At 70.9% G+C, this 22,366-nt stretch carries 21 protein-coding genes and 1 pseudogene; 12 read left to right on the top strand and 10 right to left on the bottom strand.

Annotated features, from left to right (window positions below; genetic code table 11):
• The first annotated feature begins 45 nt into the window (after positions 1-45).
• Entirely contained in the window at positions 46-234 is a 189-nt protein-coding gene (locus ACWC5C_RS13625; RefSeq protein WP_450875583.1) for a DUF4236 domain-containing protein, read from the top strand.
• Positions 235-289: 55 nt separating this feature from the next.
• Here the strand turns inward: ACWC5C_RS13625 and ACWC5C_RS13620 are convergent, their stop codons facing one another.
• From ACWC5C_RS13620 to ACWC5C_RS13610, 3 genes and pseudogenes are all read right to left on the bottom strand, one after another.
• On the bottom strand, positions 290-1,186 hold the full coding sequence (locus ACWC5C_RS13620; protein WP_450875582.1) for a geranyl diphosphate 2-C-methyltransferase: 897 nt from the start codon (positions 1,184-1,186) through the stop codon (positions 290-292).
• Between the two features lie 17 nt (positions 1,187-1,203).
• Entirely contained in the window at positions 1,204-2,559 is a 1,356-nt protein-coding gene (locus ACWC5C_RS13615; protein ID WP_450875581.1) for a family 2 encapsulin nanocompartment cargo protein terpene cyclase, read from the bottom strand.
• Positions 2,444-3,676: pseudogene (locus ACWC5C_RS13610) on the bottom strand (family 2B encapsulin nanocompartment shell protein); the annotation flags it as partial. The gene ACWC5C_RS13615 and the pseudogene ACWC5C_RS13610, both read right to left, overlap by 116 nt.
• A gap of 499 nt (positions 3,677-4,175) precedes the next feature.
• On the opposite strand from ACWC5C_RS13610, the gene ACWC5C_RS13605 reads away from it, so the two are divergent.
• Positions 4,176-5,135: an alpha/beta hydrolase family protein gene (locus tag ACWC5C_RS13605; RefSeq protein ID WP_450875580.1), complete on the top strand. Its 960-nt coding sequence runs from the start codon at positions 4,176-4,178 to the stop codon at positions 5,133-5,135.
• A 75-nt stretch (positions 5,136-5,210) separates the two neighbouring features.
• On the opposite strand, the gene ACWC5C_RS13600 is transcribed toward ACWC5C_RS13605, so the two are convergent.
• Positions 5,211-6,173, bottom strand: a complete 963-nt coding sequence (locus ACWC5C_RS13600; protein WP_450875579.1) for a TauD/TfdA dioxygenase family protein — start codon at positions 6,171-6,173, stop codon at positions 5,211-5,213.
• 377 nt (positions 6,174-6,550) lie between these two features.
• Between ACWC5C_RS13600 and ACWC5C_RS13595 the strand changes: the two genes are divergently transcribed.
• The 7 genes from ACWC5C_RS13595 (at position 6,551) to ACWC5C_RS13565 (ending at position 14,356) form a co-directional block, all read left to right on the top strand.
• Complete coding sequence (locus tag ACWC5C_RS13595; RefSeq protein WP_450875578.1) at positions 6,551-7,777, top strand: ROK family protein; 1,227 nt, start codon at positions 6,551-6,553, stop codon at positions 7,775-7,777.
• A gap of 67 nt (positions 7,778-7,844) precedes the next feature.
• Positions 7,845-7,928 (top strand): putative leader peptide, encoded by an 84-nt coding sequence (locus ACWC5C_RS13590; RefSeq protein ID WP_385448628.1) that lies wholly within the window; start codon positions 7,845-7,847, stop codon positions 7,926-7,928.
• A 189-nt stretch (positions 7,929-8,117) separates the two neighbouring features.
• Entirely contained in the window at positions 8,118-9,707 is a 1,590-nt protein-coding gene (locus ACWC5C_RS13585) for an ABC transporter substrate-binding protein (RefSeq protein ID WP_450875577.1), read from the top strand.
• A 2-nt stretch (positions 9,708-9,709) separates the two neighbouring features.
• Positions 9,710-10,654, top strand: coding sequence for an ABC transporter permease (locus ACWC5C_RS13580; RefSeq protein WP_450875576.1), 945 nt, complete (start codon positions 9,710-9,712; stop codon positions 10,652-10,654).
• An 8-nt stretch (positions 10,655-10,662) separates the two neighbouring features.
• Positions 10,663-11,526: an ABC transporter permease gene (locus ACWC5C_RS13575; RefSeq protein WP_450875575.1), complete on the top strand. Its 864-nt coding sequence runs from the start codon at positions 10,663-10,665 to the stop codon at positions 11,524-11,526.
• Positions 11,523-13,340, top strand: a complete 1,818-nt coding sequence (locus tag ACWC5C_RS13570) for an ABC transporter ATP-binding protein (protein WP_450875574.1) — start codon at positions 11,523-11,525, stop codon at positions 13,338-13,340. Before ACWC5C_RS13575 ends, ACWC5C_RS13570 begins: the two co-directional genes overlap by 4 nt.
• Entirely contained in the window at positions 13,337-14,356 is a 1,020-nt protein-coding gene (locus ACWC5C_RS13565; protein ID WP_450875573.1) for an LLM class flavin-dependent oxidoreductase, read from the top strand. The genes ACWC5C_RS13570 and ACWC5C_RS13565 overlap by 4 nt, the downstream gene beginning before the upstream one ends.
• Positions 14,357-14,371: 15 nt before the next feature.
• Here the strand turns inward: ACWC5C_RS13565 and ACWC5C_RS13560 are convergent, their stop codons facing one another.
• The 4 genes from ACWC5C_RS13560 to ACWC5C_RS13545 all read right to left on the bottom strand — a co-directional run bounded on the left by ACWC5C_RS13560 (position 14,372) and on the right by ACWC5C_RS13545 (position 17,996).
• Positions 14,372-15,661, bottom strand: coding sequence for an MDR family MFS transporter (locus ACWC5C_RS13560; RefSeq protein WP_450875572.1), 1,290 nt, complete (start codon positions 15,659-15,661; stop codon positions 14,372-14,374).
• A 58-nt stretch (positions 15,662-15,719) separates the two neighbouring features.
• Positions 15,720-16,703 carry a trypsin-like serine peptidase gene (locus ACWC5C_RS13555; protein ID WP_450875571.1) on the bottom strand — a complete coding sequence of 328 codons (984 nt, stop codon included), beginning with the start codon at positions 16,701-16,703 and terminating at the stop codon, positions 15,720-15,722.
• 149 nt (positions 16,704-16,852) lie between these two features.
• A complete protein-coding gene (locus ACWC5C_RS13550) occupies positions 16,853-17,173 on the bottom strand; it encodes a VOC family protein (protein ID WP_450875570.1) in 321 nt (106 codons plus the stop codon).
• A gap of 46 nt (positions 17,174-17,219) precedes the next feature.
• On the bottom strand, positions 17,220-17,996 hold the full coding sequence (locus tag ACWC5C_RS13545) for an MOSC domain-containing protein (protein WP_450875569.1): 777 nt from the start codon (positions 17,994-17,996) through the stop codon (positions 17,220-17,222).
• Positions 17,997-18,129: 133 nt separating this feature from the next.
• Between ACWC5C_RS13545 and ACWC5C_RS13540 the strand changes: the two genes are divergently transcribed.
• Both ACWC5C_RS13540 and ACWC5C_RS13535 read left to right on the top strand, forming a co-directional pair.
• The gene (locus ACWC5C_RS13540; protein ID WP_450875568.1) at positions 18,130-18,810 is read left to right on the top strand and encodes a PIG-L family deacetylase; all 681 of its coding nucleotides are present in this window, start codon (positions 18,130-18,132) and stop codon (positions 18,808-18,810) included.
• Positions 18,811-18,866: 56 nt separating this feature from the next.
• Entirely contained in the window at positions 18,867-20,060 is a 1,194-nt protein-coding gene (locus tag ACWC5C_RS13535; protein WP_450875865.1) for an MFS transporter, read from the top strand.
• 8 nt (positions 20,061-20,068) lie between these two features.
• Here the strand turns inward: ACWC5C_RS13535 and ACWC5C_RS13530 are convergent, their stop codons facing one another.
• Together ACWC5C_RS13530 and ACWC5C_RS13525 are read right to left on the bottom strand one after the other, a co-directional pair.
• Positions 20,069-20,590, bottom strand: a complete 522-nt coding sequence (locus ACWC5C_RS13530; RefSeq protein ID WP_450875567.1) for a hypothetical protein — start codon at positions 20,588-20,590, stop codon at positions 20,069-20,071.
• Between the two features lie 226 nt (positions 20,591-20,816).
• The gene (locus tag ACWC5C_RS13525; RefSeq protein WP_450875566.1) at positions 20,817-21,566 is read right to left on the bottom strand and encodes a TetR family transcriptional regulator; all 750 of its coding nucleotides are present in this window, start codon (positions 21,564-21,566) and stop codon (positions 20,817-20,819) included.
• 102 nt (positions 21,567-21,668) lie between these two features.
• On the opposite strand from ACWC5C_RS13525, the gene ACWC5C_RS13520 reads away from it, so the two are divergent.
• On the top strand, positions 21,669-22,366 hold a 698-nt coding region (locus tag ACWC5C_RS13520), incomplete at its 3' end, for an electron transfer flavoprotein subunit beta/FixA family protein (protein WP_450875565.1).

Genomic DNA, 22,366 nt, shown 5'->3' with positions numbered 1-22,366 from the left:
CGAGCGGGGAACGCGAGAAGCCGAGGACAGAGGAAAGGAGTTCCCGTGCCCGTCACCTTCCGCAAGAGCTTCCGCATATTTCCCGGCGTCCGGCTCAACATCAACCGCAAGTCGGTCTCCGTCACCCTCGGAAAGGGCGACGCCAAGCGCACCTACTCCTCCACCGGCCGCAGGACGACGTCGATGGACCTCCCCGGCCCCTTCGGCTACCGCAAGACCACCACACGCCACTGACGACAGGGCCGGTCCCGTCCGAGGACGGGACCGGCCCTGTCGTGCGAGCAGACGGTCAGACGCGGTCGGCCGCGATCAGGACGTACTGGAAGGAGCCGTCCTTGTAGGAGTTGATGAACGCCTCCTCGATGCCGGTGACCAGGGAGGACGTGGCCCGCAGCTCCCAGTAGGGCAGCGTCGCGGGCGTGAGGTCGACGACGGCCTGCGGTACGAGGCGGTTGTCGGCCATCGCGCGCAGGTACTCCCGGCGGGAGTGGATGTTGCACTCGAAGTGCGCGTTGATCTGGGAGACCCACTTCGAGGGCTGGCCATAACGCGGGTTCCAGCAGCCGGTGATGGTCACGTAGCGGCCGCCGACCTTGAGGATGCGGGAGTGCTCGGCGAAGAGGTCGTGCAGGTCGACGTACATGCTCGACTCGTTGTTCCACGAGGCCGCGGCCTGCCCGGTCTCGAAGGGCGTACCGAGCATGTTGCAGACACGGGCGCTGACATGGTCCTCGATGCCGAGTTCGCGGGCCCGCCGATTGGCGAAGTCGGCCTGCTTGGCCGACAGCGTGACGCCCCGCACCGTACAGCCGAAGCGCTGGTGGGCCATGACCATCGAGCCGCCGCGACCGCATCCCGCGTCCACGAGCGTGTCGTCGCGCTCAATGGGGCCGAGGTGGTCCAGGAGGAGTTCGGCCTGCGCCGACTCCAGGCGGTGCAGCTCGGCGATCAGCTTCTTCTCGTACGTGCTCTCGCCCGGGTCGCCGAGGGCGGCGTGGTCGACGTCGCCGATGCCGTAATGGTGGTGATACAGGCCGTCGACATCGCCGAGACGCAGGTTCACGGGCCTGGCCTCGCGATCCCAGTAGCGGGCGATGTCCCCCTGGTAGGGCGTCACCGGGTTGGGGATGAACACGGAGGCACCGGCGGAGGTGGCGACGTCGGCGGTGAACTCGGTGCTGGTCATGAATAAGTCCATTCTCTCTACCAGAAGTCGGGCAGGCTGTAGCGGTAGGTATTGGTCTGGTGCCAGTAGTGGTTGCCGTCGACCCACACGGCCACGCCCCGCAGAAAGCGGGCCACGGTGGGCACGGGACAGGCGGCGGCCAGCGCCGCGGCCTCGGCCTCGAAGTCGTGCATGAGGTCGTTGTGGACCTCGATCGCCTTCAGATAGGCCTCGCGCTCGGAGAGGCCCTCACGCTCGGCGATCACCACCGGCAGGTTCAGGTGACGGCCGGGGCTGGCGAGTTCCTTGGTGTACGAGTACAGGTCGTTCACGATGGTGGTGGCGTTCCCGGCGAGCGCGATGACCCGCTGCATGGCGGGCTGGGCGTGCAGGTCGGCCGGGAGTTCGTAACCGCCGACGGAGTCGGTGATGGTGGGGCAGGGGCGGAAGTTGTTGAACTGGCGCATCGCCAGGTACTCCCACACCTCGGGAACGTGGTCCGTCTCGGCCCAGGCGGCCTCGGCGAGGTATCCCATGTGCAGCCGGGCCATGTCGTGCCGGAACCGGTCGGCCTGGGAGGCGCTGGCCTCGCGGCAGAAGTACTCCATGGCCGAGCGGTAGGCGCGCCGGGGCGCGTCCGAATGGAGCGACCGCGCCCACTGCGGCTCGTACTCCTTCGCCGTGTGCAGCGGATCGAGGGCGGTGTGCGCCAGCAGAAGACGTCCGCCGAGGCCGATGGGCGAGCCTCCGTGGTCCTCGCAGTAGCAGTCGTCCACCGCGTTCTCGGCGACCATCAGGCGGGTGGCGAGCATGATGTGGTCGACGGTGGGCGCGTCGGGATGGCAGGCGACCATGTAGCGCCCCACGGAGAAGCCGTCGAACTGGTCCTCCCAGTCCTCGGGGTACAGGTCGACTTCATCCAGTGCCCAGGCCTTGATCCTGCGGCTGACCTCCTCCACCCGCCCGGGGTCGGGCTCCGGCACCGGGTGGTAGTAGAGGCCCGGGATCGGGGTGCCCTCCGCTGGAGCCTCCGGCGTGGGTTCCGGCGGTGCGGACTCGCGCCGGGCCGGGTGGAGGCTTGCCGTACCCAGACCGCTGGGGCCGTGCGGGATCCGTCCCAGGCCGGGCAGGGATGTCGGAGGGGAAAACTCGGGCGCGGGCATCCAAGACTCCTCGGTGGGGTGGGTGGCTGTCCCGGACGGACCGCTAGTCGCGGCTGCGGGCGATCTGCACGTTCTCCAGCACGCCGAGGGCGTCCGGCACCAGGATGGCGGCGGAGTAGTAGGCGCTGACGAGGTACGAGATGATCGCCTTCTCGTCGATGCCCATGAACCGCACCGACAGGCCCGGTTCGAACTCCTCCGGCAGACCGGTCTGACGCAGGCCGATGACACCCTGGTTGTCCTCGCCGGTGCGCATCACCAGGACCGAGCTGGTGTTCTCCTTGGAGATGGGGATCTTGTTGCAGGGCAGGATCGGGACACCGCGCCAGGCCGGGACCTGCTGCCCACCGAGGTCGACATGGGTCGGATAGAGCCCCCGGGAGTTGAACTCGCGCCCGATCGCCGCGATCGTCCGGGGGTGGGCGAGGAAGAACTTGGACCCGCGGCGGCGGCAGAGCAGCTCGTCGAGGTCGTCCGGGGTGGGCGGACCGGAGTGGGTCTGAATGCGCTGCTTGAAGTCGGCGTTGTGGAGCAGACCGAACTCCCGGTTGTTGACCAGCTCGTGCTCCTGGCGCTCGCGCAGCGCCTCGATGACGAGCCTCAGCTGCTCCTCGGTCTGGTCCATCGGCTCGTTGTAGAGGTCGGCGACCCGCGTGTGGATGCGCAGCACGGTCTGCGCCACGGAGAGTTCGTACTCGCGCGGCTTCAGCTCGTAGTCGACGAACGTGCCGGGCAGCGCGGGTTCGCCGGTGTGACCGGCCGACATGGCGATCTCGGCCTCGCCGCGATGGTTCTGCCGCTGGCCGAGGCGCGAGCGGAACTCCTGGACGTGGGCCTGGAGGCTTGGCGCCGAGGAGAGCACGGCGCTGAAGTCGGCGCGGGACAGGGTGAGCAGGGTGCCGAAGGTCTCGGCGGTGGCGGTGGCGTCCCATGTGGCGTCCGCGTCCAGCAGGGCGTCCTCACCGAAGCGGTCGCCATCGGCGAGTACGGCGACGGCGACCTCGTCACCGTACTTGCCGACGGTGGTCCGGCTGACGCGGCCGTGGGCGATCATGTGGAACTGCTCTGCGGGCGTCCCGCGTTCGACCAGCGTCTCCCCGGCGCGGAAGTCGCGCTGGACGCACCGGTCGGCGATGGCCGTCAGCACCTCCACGTCCTCGAAGCCGCGCAGCAGGGCCAGTTCGCCGAGTTCGCGGGGGATCACCCGGACGGTGCCACCGTCCTGGACGAACTCCACGCGCCCGTCGCCAACGGTGTAACTCAGCCGACGGTTCACCCGGTAGGTGCCGCCCTTGACCTCGACCCAGGGGAGCGACCGCAGCAGCCAGCGGGAGGTGATCCCCTGCATCTGCGGCGCGGACTTGGTCGTGGTGGCAAGGTTGCGGGCGGCCGCCGTGCTCAGGCTGGACTGCCGAGTCGGCTCCTGAGGGGCTTCCGGGCTGGTACCAACAGTCATCGGGCGAGCTCTCCTTCGTAAGGGCGGTGGCCCCGCGCGCGTGCGCGTCACCGGAAAAGAGGAAGGGAGGGGGACAAACGTCCGGGAATCCGTCCAGACCCGGGGAACAGTAGCCGCCGGTACGTCCAGTCGGCCTCAGGTAACTGTCGGTATTAACTCGATAAGATGATCGTGGCCCGTCCGGGGTTTGCCGACGTGGCCGACGGTAAATCAGACGCGACCGCCCGGCGCCCCCGATGCGCGGCGGCGCCCCTCCCTTCCCCTCTCGTGGCGCATGCCCGAGGACCGTTGACGAAACGGAACGCTGCTCCGTATGTTAACCGGAACGGCGCTCCGCTTTCGATCGCGGTCGAAGCGCAGGTGCTTTCTGTTCTGGAAGGAAACCCGCATCATGAGTGAACTGCCCTACACCGACGCCCCGTTCAGCTCGCCCGCGCCCGTCCTGTCGGTCGCCCCGGTCGTGCTGCCCGCCCCCGACCGGGCCGTGGACCTGGCGATGCGCGTCTCGGCGCCCGTGACCGGGAGCGACCTGCCGGTCCTCCTCCTCTCGCACGGCCAGGGCTACTCGAACCACCTCTCCTCGCTCAACGGCTACGCGCCCCTCGCCAACTTCTGGGCCGCGCACGGCTTCGTCGTCATCCAGCCCACCCACCTCAGCTCCAGGTCGCTGAAGCTCGACCCCGACACCCCCGGCGCGCCCCTGTTCTGGCGCTCACGGGCCGAGGACATGACGCGCGTCCTGGACCAGCTCGACGCGATCGAGGCGGCCGTCCCGCAGCTGAGCGGGCGGCTGGACCACGGCAAGGTCGCCGTGGCCGGGCACTCGATGGGCGGGCACACCGCGAGCCTGCTGCTCGGCGCCCGGCTCACCGACCCTGACGACGGCCGCGAAGTGAACCTGGCCGAGCCCCGCATCACGGCGGGGGTCCTGCTCACCGCGCCCGGCCGGGGCGGCGACGCCCTCACCCCGTCCGTGGCCGAGACCATGCCGTTCTTCCTGACCACGGACTTCTCCGCGATGACGACACCCGCACTCGTGGTCGCCGGAGACAAGGACGCCTCCGCCCATCTGACGGACATGGGCCCGGACTGGCACACCGATCCGTACACCCTCGCCCCGGGCCCCAAGTCCCTGCTCACCCTGTTCGACGCGGAGCACGGGCTCGGCGGGATCGCCGGATATGACGTCGCCGAGACCACGGACGAGAACCCGGAGCGCGTGTCCGCCGTCCAGCGGCTCACCTGGGCCTACCTCCGCAGCGAGCTGTACCCCGGGGATTCCGCGTGGAAGACGGCGGTTGACGCGCTGACGGCGGACACCAGCCCGCTCGGGCGCGTCGAGTCCAAGTAGGCCGACGAGGCACCTGATGAGCGCGCGGCGGACCGGTGACGACACATCACCGGTCCGCCGCGCGCGATCGCCCGATCAGGCCTGCGCGACCACCCCGTCGGTGGAGGCGCCCGAGGCGATTCCGTGGGCGGGCTCGGGTACCGACTCCGGTGCCAGCAGCACCGAGCGGCGGCCGTCCACACCGACCGGCACATCGCCGTCGATGGTGACGCGGCGCAGGGTGCGCTCATGGGCGTCGGAGTCGTCGACGCCGTAGTGCTGGGTGGCGCGGTTGTCCCAGATGGCGACGTCACCGGCGCGCCACTGCCAGCGCAGGGTGTTCTCCGGACGTTCGATGTGCGACTGGAGGATTTCGATGAGGGCGCGCGAGTCGCGGCCGTTGAAGCCGGTGAGTTTCTGAATGAAGTTGCCCAGGACCAAGGTGCGTTCGCCGGTCTCGGGGTGGACCCGCACCACCGGGTGCTCGGTCTGGAACTTGATCGCGGTGAACACCGTGAGGTGCTGCTTCAGCGCCGCAGCCGGTGCGTCGGGGCGTGAGGCGGCGTAGTCGTAGTCGTTGGTGTGCACCCCGCGCAGGCTGTCGGCCAGCACCCGCAGCGGCTCGGGGAGGTTGGCGTAGGCGGCGGCGGTGTTGGACCAGAGGGTGTTGCCGCCGTACGGCGGGATGACCTCGGCGCGCAGGATGGAGAACGCCGGATAGGCGGGCACGAACGTGACGTCCGTGTGCCACTGGTTGGCCCGCCCGCCGTGCTCGTTGTCGATGGGGAACGCGTAACGGCCATCGGCGGACGGCACGGTGGGGTGCGCGACGGGCTCGCCGAGGAGCCTGCCGAACGCCTCGTGGCTCTCGGCGTCGAGGTGGTGCTGGTCGCGGAAGAAGACGACCTTGTGCTGGAGCGCGGCGGCCCGGATCGCGGCCACGGTGGCCTCGTCCAGGTCGCCGCCGAGCCGCACTCCGGAGATCACGGCCCCCAGGCGGCCGCCGACCTTCTCGACGGTGAGGTTGGTAGCGGTCGCGGCGGGTGCGGTGAGCGTCATGGTGGAGGTCCCTTCGCCGGGGCGGGTGCCGGGTTCGTTGCTGTCGGAGCGGAAGGAAATCCGCGCAGGTGAAACGCGCGGATGACACGGGGTGGGCCCGCAGAAAATGGGGTGAGGGAGGGTGTCGCGCGGTCAGCGACACGCACACCCGGCGCGGGCGGCGGGGCGTCCCCGGCCCGCACAAGGCCGCGGAACGCGGAGATTCATCGCGGTCACGTCCACGAGCTTGGACATCGTGCTGATGGCCGGTCAAGGCATCCCGGGTCGGCTTCACGACCTTGCAACACGCCTGACACCCGGGCCTGCCCCCAGTCGCCAGAACACCACCGCGCACGGCATGTTGGGAGCGCGTCACCGCATCCACCAGGAGGACCCCCATGCCCACCAGCCCGCCCCCGGGTACCCGTACCTCTGGCGACGGCCGCCGGGAGGCGAACGCCGCCTCGGTGCTGCGCGCCGTACTCGACCACGGCCCGGTGGCCCGCAGTGGCATCGCCCGGCTGGCCGGGCTGAGCCCGGCGGCCGTGTCCCGGCAGTGCACCGATCTGACCCGGCTCGGCCTGGTGCGCGAGGTGCCCGAGCTGGTCGCCGCGAGCGGTGTGGGCCGACCGCAGATCCCGGTGGACCTGCACACCGGCGACGCGGGCGGGCCACTCGTCGCGGGCGTGCACATCGGCGTCCCCGGGTCCAGCTTCGGCCTGACGGATCTGCGTGGCACGGTGGTGGCCCGGCAGGACTTCCCGCACGACGGGATACCCGCCGCCGAGCTGCGGACACGCCTCGGCCGGGCGCTGGCCGCGTTCCTCGCGGAACACCGGCCGGACGGCGCCAGGCTCCTCGGCGTGGGCGCGGCCATCGGCGGCTGGGTGGACCCGGCGCACGGCACCGTCGTACGGCATGAGGCGCTCGGCTGGGACCACTACCCGCTGGGAGCGGACCTACAGCGGCACACCGGGCTGCCCGTCCGGGTCGACAATCACGCCCGCGCCGTCGCCCGCTCCGAGCTGCTGTTCGGGCGGCCTGCGGCACGGCGCTCCCTGGTGCACCTGTTCGTCGGCAACGTGGTGGACGCGGCGCTCGCCATCGCGGGCGTCGTGCACAGCGGGCCCAGGTCGGGCGCCGGGGATGTGGCGCACCTGCCGGTGCCGGACAGCACGGCGCCCTGTCCGTGCGGCCGCACCGGCTGCCTGGAGGCGACCGTCTCCGACACCGTCCTCGCCCGGCGCGCGGTGGCGGGCGGGCTGATTCCCGAGCCCGACGCCGCACTGCTCGTGGACGCGGCGGCAGCGGGGGAGCGGCGTGCCGACGCACTGCTGCGGGAGCGAGCACGGGCGGTGGGCCGGGCCACGGGACTGCTCCTCGATGTGCTGGGCCCCGATCTGGTGGTGGTCACCGAGCGGTCGAGCACACTCCAGCCCGCCTACCTCGATGAGATCCGGACGGCCGCGGTCGCGCACGCACACGTCTGCGACGACCCCGAGCGGATCGTGGTCCCACATGCTGGACCGGCGGCGCTTCTCGTGGCGGCGGCCACCGTCGTACTGAATCCGCTGCTCACAAGCCCGCTGCAAGCTTGCCGCAATACGGCCGCAATACTCCCGTAGGACCGTCAAGCCGCCCTGCCCGAACGGTTGTTGACCACCGTGCGGGACCGCTGACATTCTGCTGCGCGTGCCCCCGGACCTGCGCCTCGTCTCCCGCTGCCATGTCGATCTGTGTCGACAGGCCAGCGCGATCTGTGCTGCCCGCCGATAGCGCACCGCTGATCCGCCACCGAGTCACCGCTGATCCAGCCTGACTCCGCGTCCGGCGGACGTCCTGAACACCTCACAGCGGAACACCTCGCAGCGCGTCACCTCCCCCCGGCCGTCGGCCGCGCCCCGGGATCCGCGTGCGCGCCCCCGATTACTTCCTGCCGAAGCGAAAAGAAATAGGTCTTCCCTCATGCGCACACCTCCCCTCCCGCCCCCGGACCCGCTGCCCCGGCGCACCGCCCTGCGGGCCGCCGGTGCCGGGGCCCTGCTGCTCGGGGCGGGTGGCGCGCTGACCGGCTGCCGTTCGGCCGTCTCCACGGTCGGCGGGTCGGCGGGCGGACCCAAGCGCGGCGGGACGCTCACGGTCGCGGTCAACGAGGACTTCGAGCCCTCCCTGCTGTTCACCCAGGCCGACCAGTCGCTGCAGAACCGGCTGATCTACAACACCCTGATCCGCTACGACGAACGGCTGCGGCCCCAGCCGGAGCTGGCCACCTCGTGGCAGTACGCCGCCGACGGCCGCAGCATCACGCTCACCCTGCGCGACGACGTCACGTACCACGACGGCCGCCCCTTCACCGCGGACGACGTCATCTTCGCGGTCAAGAACCTGCGTGTGCCGGAGCGCTCCTCCCAATTCGCCGCGACCGCCAAGGCGGTGACCGGCTTCGAGAAGCGCGGCGACCATGAGCTGGTGCTGAGACTCGCCCACCCGGTGAGCAACCTCTTCGACCTCTTCGAATTCATGATCATCGCGGACCGGCACACGATCGAGGACACCCTGGCGGGCCGGAAGCTCAACGGCACCGGCCCCTTCAAGTTCGTCAGCCGGAAACCGGGGGTGGGCCTGAGCCTCGTACGCAACGACACGTACTGGATGCCGAACCGTCCCTACCTCGACGCCGTCGAACTCCGCCTCTACACCCAGCCGGACGCCCTGCTGTCCGCGCTGCGCTCGGGCCAGGCGCAGCTGTCGTACCACGTGTCGGGCAAGTACCTGGCCACGCTGAAGGTCGGTGCGAGCTTCAGCGTCAAGCGATACGACACCGGCACCGGCGCCATGTACATCGGCGCCAGCGTCACCAAGGCACCGGCCGACAACAAGACCTTCCGGCAGGCCATCGCCTGGGCGGTGGACCGGGACCGGATCGTGGCGCAGGCGCTCGGCGGCTACGGCCTCGCCTCGGCGGCGCCCTGGCCCCGGTCCTCACCCGCGCACAGCGAGGCCACCCGCACCCACTACACCCACAACCCGGCCAGCGCCCGTGAACTGCTGAAATCCTCCGGGGTGTCCACGAAGCAGACCCTGCCGCTGGGCCACCCCACCACCTCGGTGCACACCACCATCGCCGAGATCGTGCAGAACGACCTGAAGCAGGTCGGCATCAAGACCGAACTGGAACCCACCGACCCGGCCGTGTTCCAGAAGCAGCTGATCTCCGGCACGATGCCCACGCTGTGGATCAACAGCCACTCCTTCGCGCAGGTCCACCCCTCGACCCTGGCCATCAGCGCCTACCCCTTCAACGAGGCCAAGAACACCTCGCACTACCGCTCCCAGCCGTACACCGAGGCCGTCCACGCCGCCTGGCGGCACAAGAGGGCCGACGGCGCCGAGGCGAACGCCCTCTACCGCCACGTCTCCGACCTCCTCCTCGACCAGGCGTTCATCATCGACCTCGCCATCGAGGACGCGGTGCAGGTGGCGTCGAAGAGACTCCACGGGCCGACGCTCAACAAATACATGTACCTCAACCTCGACAACGCCTACCTGGACTGACCATGCGTGGCTATCTCCTGAAGAAAATCCCCTCGGCGCTGCTGGTCCTCCTCCTCGCCTCCTTCCTGATCTTCGCGATCCTCCGGCTCGTCCCCGGCGACGCCGCGGACGCCCTCGCCGGACCGGACGCCTCACCCGAGTCCGTCGCGGCCATCCGCCACCAACTCGGCCTCGACCAACCGATCCTGACCCAGTACGTGAGCTGGATCGGCGACCTGGTCACCGGTGAGCTGGGCCCGTCGTACGCCATCGGCGGCGAAGTCGCCGACCTCATCGGCGACGGATTCGCGGCCACCGCCGAACTCACCGCGGGCGCCTTGTTCTTCACCGTCGTCATCGGTCTGCTGCTCGGCGTGCTCGGCGCCACCTCCCGGCGCCCCGCCGTGCGGGCGGCTGTGCGGGCCCTGACCACCGCCGCCCTGGCGGTGCCGCCGTTCGTGACCGGTGTCGTGCTGGTGCTCGTCCTCGCGGTGCAGTTCGTCGTGCTGCCGTCCGGCGGCCGGATCGGGCTCTTCGAAGCACCCGACCTGGAGCTGCAGTACCTGCTGCTGCCCTCGCTGTGCCTCGCCCTGCCCAGCGCGGCCGTGCTGGGCCGCTACCTCAAGGACAGCCTGGAACGCGCCCTCGGTGAGGACTACATCCGCACCGCCACCGCGGCCGGAGTACCCCGGCGCAGACTGCTGTGGCGGCACGCCCTCCCCAACGCCCTGCCACCCGTCGTCACCCTGCTCGGCATCCAGACCGGCCAGCTCCTCGGCGGAGCCGTCCTGGTGGAGGCCATCTTCGCCTGGCCCGGCCTCGGCCAGCTCGCCGACCAGGCGCTCACCCGCCGCGACTACCCCGTCGTCCAGGACGTGCTGCTGCTCCTGGTCGCGGTGTTCGTCGTGATCCAACTGCTGACCGACATCGTCTACGCGCTGCTCGACCCGCGCATCCGGTGGGAGTGAACACCCCCATGACCACGCTCTCGACCGCGACCCCGCGAAGGGTACGCAAGCGGGCCACCCGCCACCCCTACCTCACCGCCCTCACCACCACCCGCGGCCGCGTCGGCCTGGTGCTGGTCGGCCTGGTGGTGCTCAGCGGCCTGCTCGCCCCGCTCCTCACCGCCTACGACCCCACCGACCAGAGCGGCGACACCCTGCTCGGGCCCGGCAGCGCCGGACACCTGCTCGGCACCGACGACCTGGGCCGCGACCTCCTCAGCCGGGTGCTGTACGGCATCCGCGCCGACCTGGAAGTGATCGCCACCGCAGTGCCCCTCGGCGCCCTGCTGGGCTGCGTCTTCGCCCTGCTCGCCGCCGTCCACCCGGTGCTGGACACCGTGGCGCAGCGGCTGTTCGACCTGGTGCTGGCCTTCCCGGGGCTGATCCTGGCGCTCGCCATCACCGCGGTCCTCGGCCCGGGTCGCCTCCCCGTGATCGTCGTCATCGCGCTGGCCGAACTCCCCGTTTTCGGACGGCAGTTGCGGGGTGCCATCCTCGTCCAGCGGGAGCGCGAGTACGCCGTCGCCGCGCGGGTCGGCGGCACCGGCCGGGTACGGCTGCTGCTGCGGCACATCCTGCCCAACTGCACCGACCCACTGGTCGTCCAGCTCGCCGTCTCCCTCACCATCGCCGTCTTCCTCGAAGGCGCGATGAGCTTCCTCGGGGTCGGCATCCGCCCGCCCGAACCCACCCTCGGCAGCCTCCTCAGCCAGGCGCTGCCCTACCTGGCCCAGGCGCCCTTCTTCGCCGCCGGACCCATGCTCTCCGTCACCCTGCTCGTCCTCGGCTTCTCGCTGCTCTCCGAGGCCCTGAACCGGGAGATCCGCCGATGACCCCGCCCCTGACATCCCCTCTGCTGGACGTACGCGGCCTCAGCGTCGACTTCAGCGCTCCGGACGGACGAACCGTCCACGCCGTACGCGACGTGGACTTCACCCTGGAACGCGGCGAAACCCTCGCCGTCGTCGGCGAATCCGGCTCCGGAAAGTCCACCACCGCGCTCGCGCTGACCCGGATGCTGCCGGGCACAGGACGGATCACGGCCGGATCGGTGCTCCTGGACGGCACCGACCTCGCCACCGCGACCGAGGAGGAGCTGCGCGCGGTGCGCGGCGCCCGGATCGGGACGATCTTCCAGGACCCGATGACCTCCCTCAACCCCGTCCTCACGGTCCGCACCCAGCTCGACGAAGTGCTGCGCGCCCACCGCCACGGCGACCGCGCCACCCGCCGGGCCCGCGCCGAGGAACTTCTCGACCTGGTGGGCATCCCGGAACCCCGGCGCCGACTGAACGACCACCCGCACCAGTTCTCCGGAGGCCAGCGCCAGCGCATCCTCATCGCCATGGCCCTCGCGGGCGAACCGGACGTCCTGGTGGCCGACGAACCGACCACCGCACTCGACGCCACCGTGCAGGAACAGATCCTGCGGCTGCTGGCCACGCTCAACGAGGAGACCGGCACGGCCCTCCTCCTCATCACCCACAACATGGGCGTCGTCTCCCGCTCCTGCGCCCGGGCGCTGGTGATGTACGGCGGCACCGTCGTCGAGAACGGCCCGACGACCGACGTCCTCACCCGGCCCCGGCACCCCTACACCACGGGGCTGCTGGCCGCCGTACCGCGCCTGTCGTCCCCCTCCGGCACCCGCCTCACCGGCATCCCCGGCACCCCGCCCGACCTGTCGCTGCCGCTCGCGGGCTGCGCGTTCGCGCAGCGGTGCGCGTCGGCGGACGAGCAGTGCCGGACCGAGGCGCCGCCCCTGGTCGACGGCGTGGCCTGCTGGCACCACGACGAGACCCCGCCCGCCAAGCGTCCCGAGCCCGCCGCCCGCACCACCCCCGAAGAGGGCACACCCCTGCTGGAGGCCACCGCCCTGCGCAAGGAGTTCCGGGCGCGCCGCCACGCCCCGCTCGTCGCCGTCGACGACATCTCCCTCACCCTCCACGCGGGGGAGACCCTCGGCATCGTCGGCGAGTCCGGATCCGGCAAGTCCACCCTGGCCCGGCTGCTCGCCCACGCCCACCCCGCCGACAGCGGCACGATCCGGCTCCGCGGCGAGGACGTCACCCGGCCCTCCCGCACGGCGCTCCGGGCCCTGCGCCGCCAGGTGCAGATGGTCTTCCAGGACCCGTACGCCTCCCTCAACCCGCGAATGACCGTGGGCGACATCGTCGGCGAACCCCTCCTCGTCCACGGCCTTTACCCGGACCGCGCCGCACGTGCGCGACGGGTCGCCGAGCTGCTGGAACTCGTCGGACTCGACCCGGCCGTCGCCGACCGCCGGCCGCGCGCGTTCTCCGGCGGCCAGCGCCAGCGCATCGGCATCGCCCGCGCCCTGGCCCCGGAACCCTCCGTGCTGCTGTGCGACGAACCCGTCTCCGCGCTGGATGTCTCCGTACAGGCCCAGATCGTCAACCTCCTGGCCGATCTGCAGCGCGACCTCGGCCTCGCCCTGCTGTTCATCGCCCACGACCTGGCGGTCGTACGGCAGGTCAGCCACCGCATCGCGGTCATGCACCGGGGCCGGATCGTCGAGACGGGCCCCGCCGACGAGCTGTGCGCCGCTCCGCAGCACCCCTACACCAGCGCCCTGCTGGCGGCCGCCCCCGAACCCGACCCGGTACTGGAGACTCATACGGTATGAAGACACCCCCGAGACCCCTGCGGAAGCTCGGCTTCCTGACCATCGGGCTGTTCGACGAGGCCGACCCCTACCAGGGCCATGAGTCGACACTGGAGATCATCGAACTGGGCGAACGCCTGGGCTTCGACAGCGCCTGGGTGCGCCACCGCCACCTCCAGTACGGCATCTCCTCACCCATCGCCGTCCTGGCGGCCGCCTCGCAGCGCACCCGCCGTATCGAGCTGGGCACGGCCGTCATCCCCCTGGGCTGGGAGAACCCACTGCGGCTGGCCGAAGACCTGGCGACGGTCGACATCCTCTCCCGAGGCCGCCTCAACCCAGGAGTCAGCGTTGGCCCGCCAGGCCACTACGACCAGGTCAAAGGCGCGCTCTACCCCGACACGGCCGACACCGAGGACTTCAGCCACGAGCGCGTACGAAGGCTCCTGGACTGCGTACGCGGCGAACCCGTCACCCGCTTCAGCGGCGCCGAAGGCTTCGAGGTGTTCTCCGACCGCGTCCAGCCGCACGCCCCGGGCCTCGGCCGCCGCATGTGGTACGGCGGCGGCAGCCTGAGGTCGGCCCGCTGGGCCGGTGAGCAGGGCATGAACCTCCTCACCAGCAGCGTCGTGAAGGCGGAGGAGTCCGAGGACTTCGCCGAGATCCAGCTCTCGCACCTACGGACCTTCCGCGCCCACCACCCCGACGGCGACCATGCCCGCGCCTCCCAGGGCCTCGTCGTCATCCCCACCGACACCGCCTCACCGGAGCAGCGCGCGAAGTACGAGGCCTACGCCCGTAAACGCCTGCCGCGCACCACCACGCCCCAGGGCCCGGCGCGCATGATGTTCGCCCCCGATCTCGTCGGCACATCCGAGGAGATCGCCGAACGGCTCACCTCCCACGCCGCCTTCCGGGAGGTCGAGGAGGTCGCGTTCGCGCTGCCCTTCACCTTCGAGCACGAGGACTACGTCCAGATCCTCACCGACATCGCCACCAGACTCGCCCCGGCCCTGGGCTGGCAGCCGCCCGCCTGACCCAAAGGCTCCGCCTCAGCCTCCGTCCGATCCCTTCCGGTGGGGCAGCAGCGCCACCGCGAGGGCCGGAACGGCGGCCAGGACCAGCCAGGGCACGGCGGCCGGGAGGCCCAGGTCCAGCAGGGAGCCGGTGGCCGAGCTGCCGATGAGGACGATCAGACCCGATACGGAGGACAGCGCGCCGGTGTAGAGGCCGAGCCGCCCGTCCTCGGCGAGGTCGGGCACCCAGGCGCGGGCGGCCGGGACGACCAGCATCTGGCCCACGGTGAGCAGGACGACGAACCCCGCGGCGGGCAGCAGTCCCATGGCGCCCGACCACTCCGCCGGGCGCGCGGCGGCCACGACCGCGAAACCGGCCGCGATGAGCAGCAGCCCGCCCGCCATCGAGCGGCGCAGATCGAGCCGGTCGCCCGCCCAGCGGGTCACCGGCAGCTGCGCGCACACGACCAGCAGGGAGGACAGCGCGAACAGCCAGGACAGCGGAGCCTGGGAACCCGTGGCGCGCTCCACCTCGTCCGGCAGGGCCAGATAGAGCTGGTTGTAGGCGAGCAGATAGCTGCCGTACGCGCAGCACAGCGCGAGGAAGCGGCGGTTCACCAGCATCGCGCGCACCCCGCCCCGCTCCCGGACGCGGACCCGGCCGGGTATGTGCTGCGGCATCAGCCGCAGGTGCCCCGCGAGGACGAGGACGAAGACCCCCGCGCCCGCGAGGCACGCGGTACGGAAGTCCACGACCAGCAGCAGACCGCCGATCAGCGGCCCGACGAAGGCCCCTGCCTGCCCCGCCGCGCTGAACAGGGCCAGCACCCTGGTCCGGGGCCCGCGCCCCTCCTGCTCCCAGAGCACCGCCTGCCGCGCCACCTCGGACTCCACCGCCGGGGAGAACAGGGCCGCGGCGAACCCGATCAGCAGCACCGCGCCGACCACGGCCCCGACCGACTCCGCGTACCCCAGCCAGGCGAACCCGGCGATCCGCAGCACACACCCGGCCAGCACCACCGGCCGCACACCGTACCGGTCCACCAGCCAGCCGCCGACCACGAACAGACCCTGCTGGCTGAACGTCCTCAGACCCAGGACGAATCCGACCAGCCAGCCCGCCATGCCGATCGCGGTGCCGAGGTGCTCGGCGAGGAACGGCAGCACGGCGTAGAAGCCGATGTTGAAGGCGAGCTGCGTCAGGATCAGCAGCCGCAGCAGCGGCGACAGGTCCTTCCAGGTCCGTGTCCGTGGCGGCTTGTCGGCCCGGGGAGCCCGGCTGGTCCGGCCGGTTCGGCCCGGGGCCTTGGAGAGGGGATCGGTCATCCCCTCATCCTCGCCGACCGCCCCGCGCCGCGACCGCCCGGGCCCCGGGCCCCGCCTGCTAGGAGGCCTGTGCCGTGTCGTACAGGGCCTTCGCCACATCCCCGAAGTACGGGCCGTACATCGTGTTCGGCAGGAAGACGTAGCCGAAGCTGTTCACCGACACCTGCAGCCCGGTACCGGTGGCCTCATTGAAGCCGGTGAACCAGGGTCCGCCGCTGGAGCCGCCCGTCATATTGCAGGCGAGGCTGTGGTCCTGTGTGAGCAGCCAGTCCTTCGAGCTGTTGCCGCTGCAGTAGATGAGCTTCGTCCCGTCGTACGGCGAGGCCGCCGCGAACCCGAAGGCGTACATCTGCTTGTTGTAGCCACCGTTGAACTGGAGCCCCTGCGCACCGACGACCGACGTGAGCTTCTGGCCGTTCAGCGGGGCCACGACCGCGGCGCCGACATCGTTGTTGATGTCCTCGGTGGCCTCCCACTGCGGGGTGGTGAGCGTCTTCGCCGCGGTCCACTGCCCGTACGGCGCGTTGCCGTTGTCGTAGGCGGGCACGAAGACCCAGTTGGTGTGCCAGCTGCCCTGGTACTTCACACAGTGCCCGGCGGTGATGACGGTGCTGGCGTTCTGGCTCGTCACCGCGTTGCCGGAGCAGGAAGCCGTACGCCCCTGGAAGGTGAAGAACACCCGCCCCGAGGTTTTGACGACGGCCCCGCCGCCCGCCCACGGGCCACCGGCCTGCGGGAACGAGGCGGGCGCGGCGGTGGGCGCGACGGTCGTCGACGGCCCGCCGGTCTCGGGGGCCTTCAGCCGCTTGGCGGCCTGCCGGGTCAGCAGCAGATCGAGCGGGGTGGCCGCGCGCATCCGCTCGGCGGTCCAGAAAGTGCGGGCCCGGTGCTGCTCGACGGCCGAGGCGGTACGGGCCGCTACCGGCGACCCGGAGGCCGGTTCGGGTGTCGCCGCGGTGGCCGCGGCCGAACCAAGAAGGCCGCCGCTCAACAGGGCTCCAACGGCCAGCAGAATGCCCGCGGCAGTGCGATGGCGTCTCACGCATGTCTCCTTCTGCCGTGCCCGCACTGGTGGCGTCCGGGCAGGGTGGGGGAACGAAGAGCGGTGCGGATAGACGTGCGTCAGGCAGCGTGCCACGGGAATCTTGACTTGTCAGGGTCGAGTTGACGCCTTTCTCGACGGGGCTGGCTTCACGCCACGTACAGCTCCACGGCACGCCCGTCCGGATCCTCTACGACGTGGCGGCCAGGAGCCAGCGGCGGAGTCACCGTTCGGCTGTCGACGGTGAAGCCCAGCCGCACACTGGAGGCGGGCCGCCGAGCGGTGGCCGGATACAGCTCGACCACGGTGCCGTCCGGCAGGGTGGCGGCGTAGTGGATCGGGCCGCGCCCATGCTGTTCTTGGACGAGGGGCAGCCCCAGACCGCTGTAGAAGACGCGGGACTCCTCCACGTGGTCGGTATAGAGGACGATGAGGGCGATGCCGACGGCTTTGCGGGGCGCGGCAGACATGACGACTCCCTGCTGATCGTTCGGGACGGGGTCCGCTGGAGACACCTCAGACCTCCGGCTCGCCCCAAGAAGCGACGTGCACTTCGTCGCCCACCGACAGTTTGCCGGGACGCAGCACGGCGTACTTGGTGCCGAAGGCGATGCCGCCCTCGGCGGCCCGGCGGTAGGTGGCCAGCGTACGCAGCGGCTCGGGGCCCGCCTTGGCACCCGCCTGCTGGTCGACCATGGTCACCCCGCAGCGGATGGCGAGCTTGGCGTAGCCGAGTTCCGCGTCGGCGACCGTGATCCGGTGGGCGCGGTCCTCGGTGTGGGGGACGTCCCAGCCGTCGACCACGATGTTCGGGCGGAAACGGTCCATGGCGAGGGGAGGGGCGCCGCGCTCGCCCAGCCGCTCGTTGAGCAGATCCAGGGTGGACCGGGAGAGCACGTGGATGGCACAGCTGTCGGCGTATCCGGAGGTGCCGGGCGTCAGGCCATCGGTGACCCGTTCATGGTCGGCCGGAACGCGCACCAGGCGGCTCGGCGTACCGAGGACGCCGGACAGCCACGCCGCCGCTTCGTCACCCTGATCGATGCCTCTGAACGGCACCCCGAACAGATCCACCGCCCGAGGGCGCCCAGACGTGTCGACATCGATCCCCACCGGCTCCGAACCCGAGGCGCGCAGTGTGAGCTGTTGACCGTCGGTGCTGACCTCGGGACGGATCAAGGCCAGCCGAGGGTGGCGCCGTTGCGTACGGTAGACGCCGTCCTCGCTGGTCACCATGAAACTGCGGTCATGGGCGAGACCCGCGGGCGTCAGTACCGCCGCGTGCGAGGGCATCCCAGCGCACCCCTTGATGGGATAGGACACCAACTCCACGACCCTGGCCACATGCTCCCCCTCGCCCGCGCGCATCCCATTCCGCTGTGATCATCATGGACGTGCGACCACGCGGGCAATCGAAATACGCCCAGTGTCCAGAACACCTCCGAGCACCCCGGTCGTCACAGCGACCTGGGCCGCCGACACCCCACGGGCCGCCGAGTTGGCCGGGGCGCTGCGCATCCTCGGCGCGGGCAAGCCACGGATGCTCGGCTACGCCGACGCGCGCGTACCGCAGTCCGCCCCGGGCCGCGTACGGTTCCTCGACGCGCCGCTCGACGAGGCGGTGCGGAGCCTGGTGGCGCACATCCGGGAATTCCGCTCGGACATCATGGTCACCCACGACGCCTACGGCGGGCTGCCCGGCCACCCGGACCACGTACACACCCACCGGGTGACGACGCTCGCCGCCCAAGCGGCCGGGCTCGAGCGGCTCTACCCGGACACCGGCGCCCCCTGGCAGCCGCGCGCCCTCTACCTGGCCACACACCCACACTCGGCCGTACCGGCGCTGAGAGACGTGATGGGCGAGCGCAAGACGGCGTACAGCGTCCCGGACGCACAGGTCACCGCGACCGTCGACGTCGGCCCATGGATGGAGCAGAAGATCGCCGCCGTACTGGCGCATCGCTCCGAGGCCGAACGGGGAGCCCTGCCGGGAGTCATCGCGGGCCTCGCACCGGACGCACGGGAGCGGCTGTTCGCCACCGAGTGGTTCATCCGCCACGCTCCCACCGCTACGGCGCCGCCCCAGACGGAACTGACCACCTGACACACCCTTACGATGTTTGCGTGAACATCCGACGGGACGACGGGACCGCGCCGAGGATGCCCGCCGGGTTGGCCGCGCTCGCGCTCGGCAGCTTCGGCATCGGCCTGACCGAGTTCGTCATCGCGGGCCTGCTGCCCCAGGTGAGCCGCGACCTGGACGTCTCCGAGGCGGCGGCCGGGTGGCTCATCTCGGGATACGCCCTGAGCGTGGCGATCGGCGCGATCCTGCTGACCGCCGCCACCACCCGCCTCCACCGCAAGGCCGTCCTCATCGGACTGGTGGCGCTCTTCGTCCTCGGCAACCTGCTGTCCGCCATCGCCCCCACCTACGCCATGGCACTGCTGGGCCGTGTCGTCGCCGCTCTGTGTCACGGCTCCTTCTTCGGCATCGGCTCTCTCGTCGCCCGCCGGATGGTCCCGCCGGAGCGCGCCTCACGCGCGGTGGCCGTGATGTTCGCCGGGCTGACGGTCGCCAACGTACTGGGCGTCCCGTTCGGCGCTCTCGTCGGCGAACGCTGGGGATGGCGCGCCACGTTCTGGGCGATCACCGGAATCGGCGCGCTGGCCGTGGCCGCGATCGCCGTGTGGGTCCCGGCCTGGGCGGGCACCGTGGACGAGGCCCACCGCACGACCGGCCTGCGCCCCCAGCTGCGCGCCTTCCGCTCCCGGCAGGTCTGGTTGACCCTCGCCGCCACCGCCCTGAGCTACGGCGGCATGTTCGGGGCGTTCAGCTACATCGCGTACACCCTCACCGAAGTGACCGGCTTCTCCGCCGCCGACGTCGCCTGGCTGCTCGTCGTCTACGGCAGCGGCCTGGTCATCGGCAACGTCGCCGGAGGCCGGGCGGCCGACCGTAACCGCGACCGCACACTGATCGCCTCCCTGGCCGGACTCGCCACCACCCTCGCGGCCTTCGGCCTGCTGGCCGAGGGACGGGCCGCGTCCGTAGCACTCATCTTCCTGATGGGCGTCTTCGGCTTCGCCAGTGTCCCCGGCATGATCACCCGCGTCACGGACGCCGCCGGTGGCGCACCCCTGGCCGCCAGCGCCAACGTCTCGGCCTCCAACGTCGGCAACGCCCTCGGCGCCTGGCTGGGCGGCCTCGCCATCAGCACCGGCCTGGGCTACACCGCACCGCTGTACGTGGGCGCCGCGGTCGTGACCCTGGGCCTGGCCGTCATGGTGACCACCGCCCGCACGGCCCGCCCCCTGGACGCCGACTGCCCAAGGCAGACCAGGACGCCCCGGTAACGGCCGGGTCAGCCAGCCAACTTCACCTTGGTGGCCTTGGCGATCTCACACGTCTTCGGCATCGCGTCAGCCTCGCCCTTCCACGCGGTGGACGCCAGTGCGCTCTTCACGGCTCCGGCCTGGACGGGTTGCTGGGTGAGGGTGGTGTAGACCGCCGCGTCGGGGTGCGCGGAGTTCAGAAAGCGGACCTTGACGCTGTAGGCGTAGTCCGCCGGGCCGTCCGCGTTGTCGAGCTGGACGATCGCGAACAGCTTGGCCGCGTCGCGCATCTGGCACGACTTGATGCTGACCTCGGCCTTGGACGTGACGGCCTGGGCGGGGCCGGATCCGTCGGCCGGCTCACCCTTCGCGGCGGACCGCGACGACGTGGCGGCCGGGCTCGGCGACCCGCTGCTGCTCGTGTCCTTCTTCCCGTCCTTCCCGGCGGCGGACGACGCATCGTCCGACCCGCTGCTGGAGCAGGCCGACAGGGCGAGGAGAGCGCAGGCGGAAAGCGCGCCGAACACGGCGCGGGAAGAAAGGTGGTGCATGGGAAAGGGTCCCCCGTCAGGACACGGATTCGCCGGACGGACCGGCCCAGTCCGCTTCACGCTAGCACCTGCCCTCAGCGCCGCCTGCGACGCGGGCTGCGCGTACATGGGGTGGGCACAGCCCAACTCCATCCCGTGGCCGATGTCCTCTGGGCGGGCGATACCGGTACAGCCGGGCCAGGGCACTGAGTACCCTCAGCCAAGGCGCTGAGTGTCACGGCTGCGACTACTCGTCTCCCAACGTCTTCTCGATCTTCTGCACCACGCGCCACAGGGGAGCGCTCCGTGGCGCCACCATGACGATCACGTCGTCCTCCGGCGCGGGCGCGGCGCCGCTCTCCGCGGATTCGTCGGCAGCGCCCCACGTCTGACGGACGAATGTCAGGGCCTGGTCCACCGTCTTCGCGGCATCGCCGCGCCCGCCGTCCCGCAGCCAGGTCCGCAGCCCGTTGTTGTGCGCGGCGACGACGGCCGCGGCCTGCACTTCCGCCCGGAGTGCTCCGTTCCGGTCTCCCGCGTAGCGTTGCCGGAGGTAGTGGGCCAGGGTGCGTTCGTAGCGGTGCACCACCGACAGCTCGTACCCGCGCAGGCTGGGCACTTCGCGTGTGAGTCGATAGCGCTGCACGGAGAACTCGGGGTTCGCGGCGTACATCCGCATGACGAGACGGGCCGCGTCGCAGACCACGTCGAGCGGTTCGCCGTCGGTGCCCGCCGCGAGGAAGGCGCTCATCTCGGTCAGGCAGCGCTCGTGTTCGGGGAAGACGACGTCTTCCTTGGACGGGAAGTACCGGAAGAACGACCGGCGCCCCACTCCGGCCCGCGCCACGATGTCGTCCACTGTGGTCCGCTCGAAACCGTGCTCCATGAAGAGCTGGAACGCGGCCTCGATGAGCACCTCACGCATGGGCGTTTTCCCGGATGGCCCAGACCCGCTGACCGCCGCGGTCGCCCTGCCGTCCTCACGTTCGTCCGTCATGGAGGGAACGTAGCACCAGCGCCGGGCAAGAATGGCACTCAGTACCTTTACGAAGGGTACTGAGTGCCATACGCTCGCTCGGAGACCGTAAGGAGATTCGGCGTGAGCTTGAGGATCGTTGTCTGTGTGAAGTACGTACCCGACGCCACCGGCGACCGGCACTTCGCCGAGGACCTGACGCTCGACCGTGACGATGTGGACGGCCTGCTCTCGGAGCTGGACGAGTACGCGGTCGAGCAGGCCCTCCAGATCGCGGAGGAGCGTCGGCGGGAGGGTGACGACGCGGAGATCACAGTGCTGACCGTGGGTCCGGAGGACGCCAGGGACGCGCTGCGGAAGGCGCTGTCGATGGGCGCTGACAAGGCCGTGCATGTCGAGGACGACGATCTGCACGGCACCGACGCGCTGGGCACCTCGCTGGTGCTGGCCAAGGCGGTCGAGAGGACCGGCTACGACCTGGTCGTCTGCGGCATGGCCTCCACGGACGGCACGATGGGCGTGCTGCCTGCGATGCTCGCCGAGCGCCTGGGCGTCCCGCAGGTGACGCTGCTGTCGGAGGTCTCGGTCGAGGGTGGCGCCGTGAAGGGCCGCAGGGACGGTGACGCGGCGACCGAATACGTGGAGGCGTCGCTACCGGCTGTGGTGTCGGTGACCGACCAGTCGGGCGAGGCCCGTTACCCGTCGTTCAAGGGCATCATGGCGGCGAAGAAGAAGCCGGTGACCTCCTGGGATCTGTCGGACCTCGACATCGAGGCCGAGGAGGTGGGCCTGGAGGGTGCCTGGACGAAGGTCGACGGCGC

The organism is Streptomyces sp. NPDC001700, assembly GCF_053596435.1.
Note: the sequence above shows the minus strand (reverse complement) of the source record. Positions and strands in the feature narration are given on the sequence as shown.